Source organism: Arthrobacter sp. Hiyo1 (assembly GCF_001263615.2).
GTDB lineage: Bacteria > Actinomycetota > Actinomycetes > Actinomycetales > Micrococcaceae > Arthrobacter.
On the sequence record NZ_DF952481.1, the window covers coordinates 21,281 to 24,029 of the forward strand.

3 protein-coding genes and 1 pseudogene are annotated in these 2,749 nt (G+C 60.5%); 3 read left to right on the top strand and 1 reads right to left on the bottom strand.

The window, feature by feature from the left end; translation table 11 throughout:
• Positions 1–132 (bottom strand): recombinase family protein (locus tag AHiyo1_RS27670; RefSeq protein WP_253257581.1); only part of this gene is annotated, 132 nt, incomplete at its 3' end.
• A gap of 1,224 nt (positions 133–1,356) precedes the next feature.
• Here AHiyo1_RS27670 and AHiyo1_RS27675 point away from each other — a divergent pair.
• The 3 genes and pseudogenes from AHiyo1_RS27675 to AHiyo1_RS23565 all read left to right on the top strand — a co-directional run.
• Positions 1,357–1,532 (top strand): annotated as a pseudogene (locus AHiyo1_RS27675) (IS21-like element helper ATPase IstB); the annotation flags it as partial.
• A 153-nt stretch (positions 1,533–1,685) separates the two neighbouring features.
• A complete protein-coding gene (locus AHiyo1_RS25250; RefSeq protein ID WP_059390240.1) occupies positions 1,686–2,033 on the top strand; it encodes a hypothetical protein in 348 nt (115 codons plus the stop codon).
• Between the two features lie 218 nt (positions 2,034–2,251).
• Complete coding sequence (locus AHiyo1_RS23565) at positions 2,252–2,746, top strand: hypothetical protein (protein WP_059390241.1); 495 nt, start codon at positions 2,252–2,254, stop codon at positions 2,744–2,746.
• Positions 2,747–2,749 lie beyond the last annotated feature (3 nt).

Sequence of the window (2,749 nt, forward strand, 5' to 3'; positions counted from 1 at the left end):
GTCGCGTTTCGTGCCGGTGAGACCGTGGTCGACGTAGACCGCGTCGGGGTCAACCCCAGCGGCCGCAAGTGCGTTCCGCTGCGCGGTGAGGTCCTGAGAATTGGTGGAGCATCTCGCGTAACCGATGAGCATGGTCAGAACTGTAGCGTTTAGGGCACCTTCACCGGGCAATTTTGGGGGCGGGTCATATGGGAATTTGGCAGGCCCGGGATCTCGCCACTCTTGAACAGCTCCGGGGGCAGCGCCGATATGTCCGGTGGAGGACCGGCTAACGGGCGCGGCTGTCATTATCCAAAGACGGCTGCACGGGTATCTAAAGTTGCTTGCACGGCCGCTGCGTGTCCATTTGGGGTAATCTGAGCGGAGTGCCTTGCCTATGAGCCAACATTTTCGAATCATGGATCGGCACAGTGCGTCTTCAGGGTCGGGACCGATATTTGCCGGACGCTTTAGTCTGAATTATCGTGCCGAACTGTCACGACGGAAACAAAGTCTTGTCTCGGGCTGCCCAGCAAAACGCGGCCCCAGGGGGCGGTGAGGTCGCCTGCTATCCAGATGGGCTCGTTTCTGGTTGGCCTTTTCCGCAACGACCCGATGGACCAGCGACCCACTCCGGACAACACCAAAAGGGCGGGTTCGCCAGACGTCGAGGCGATGGATGCTTTCAGAGCCAGCCTGCCGCCGGGGCCTTTGACATATCTGAACCCGAGCGGAGACAACTGACGCCACGGCAGGCTACTGGCGGTGCGGTATATCATCGTCAACGACCGGAGCCTGAACGCGCATAACGCTAGAATGGCCAACGCTGGGCCAAGGATAAAAAATTCGCCCAGGGCTGTGAAGCTGGCGGCCCCACTATGGCTGGCAAACAGGGGCAGGCGACTTCTATCGCCCGGGTTGATCAGCAACCCCACAATGGAACCGTTAGACGCGCTGGCCCCACACGATTCACCTATTGGGACCGTAGCGGTATAAACGGTCTCCCTGACGAAGTAGCGAACGTCAAGGAAACAGCTGGCCCCTCGATCGTCCTTTACCTCGTGCTGACCGGTGATAGTAGCGTCGACGTGTTCAGTAAATCCGGAATTATGCTGGAGCCAAAGAATCGTCCCAATAAGGGACGAGGTCACAACGGCCACTATCAGGGTCCAGCATACGGAGCGGCGCCACCGCAAGCGCCGGTCAAGTCCGTTCGCAGCCACGGCAGACGTGTTCCCAAACGGCAATTCATCGATGGAGACGCCGGCACCATCTTCATAAATTGGATCCACTGTTGTGGACCACCCCCATTTTCATGTTTTCATGCTGACATAGCCATCGTTCTGGCTGCTACAGCGAAGCATACGCACCAAAGGGAATTCTACCCGGAACAAGTGGCTCGGGATTTCGATTTCGATGGGAACCCGAACATTAACCCTGCCGCCGTCCACACCCTGGCCGCCGGGGACTGGATCCGCAAAGGATTACCCTTGTGCCTCCTCGGCGCCGGGACAGGGAAATCTCCGCTGTTCATCGGCCTCGACACCGCTGCAGGTCACACCAGCATTTGTGTAGGAATTTTCGCTGCGGGCCAACGGGCGTGGGTGTCGCGGTGGGGGACCGGCTTACGGGCAGCCCCAAAGGGCAATTGCGGCGAAAGGGTACGCCCATGGTGGTGGAAGAGCGACCCGTGCGATAGTTGCGGAGTGAAACGGGGGAAATGGGTTGCAGGCGGGGCCCTCGGCGCGGTCATTGTCGTCGCGCTCGTTGTAGTGGGGGTTCGGGTCTGGGACGTCCATCAGATGACCTCTGACTGGGCGCTCTGGCCAAAGGAGGTGCCGTCGAAGGTCCAGTTCGCCAATCGTGACTACAAATGCGGGGCGAACCCGATGCCGAACACGCACTCTCTCGACGGATTGACCAAACGGGGAAAGACCGCGGGCGGAGCTGACATCTACTCAGCGTCGCCGGGAACACAAAGCGGCACAGCGACTTGGATCGTGATCATGACGGGCCAAGCCACCTACACCTGCGATCTCATGGGCGGCCCGTAACCGCAGCTGCGCAAATCCCAACATGTCTGGTGAGAGATCCCTCACCGAGATAGCTGCAGCCGAAAGAAATTGTTCCCGCCAATAGAAGCCCACTGCTTCTATTGGAAGCCTCTTGCCCCGGCGGTGAGTGTTGACAGCTGCGGGCTATAAGGCATCATCGGTGGTGTGTCGCTGAACGGGATGAGGGGCGCGCTGCTGTCAGAAATAGGAGCTAACCAATGGTGACGATGATCGGTACAGTGCACTCTATGGGGGGCGAGCCGCCGCGGCTGGAACGGGTGCTACTGCCGGCGCGGCATGAATTCGAGGTGACGGTCCCGGACGGCTCGGTGGTCCGAGGCTATGTAACCAGCTACGAGGTCTGGGATTCGTTTGTGCGGGTGAACGTGACTTTCATTGATCGTCCGCGGCGGAGGGAGCACAACGACGACGCGCTCGTTCTACGGCTCTCCGACGGCACATTCGCGAAATCGGTTCACGGGAACGGCGGCGGCAGCGACCGCTTCAGCGTCATGGCAACCGCGTTCGCCCGCCCGCTCGGCGCCCAGACTGCGACGCTCGGGCTCGGACGGTACCGGCGGAGACCCCCCACGCCTAGCATTGTCCAGAACCCGGGAGGCGCCATGCTGCTGCCCGCGATCCGAGCGAGGAGATGGTTTTCACACAGATCATGGACCTCTCGCTCCCGTAGCGGCCTGCATAGCGTCCGGTGAAGC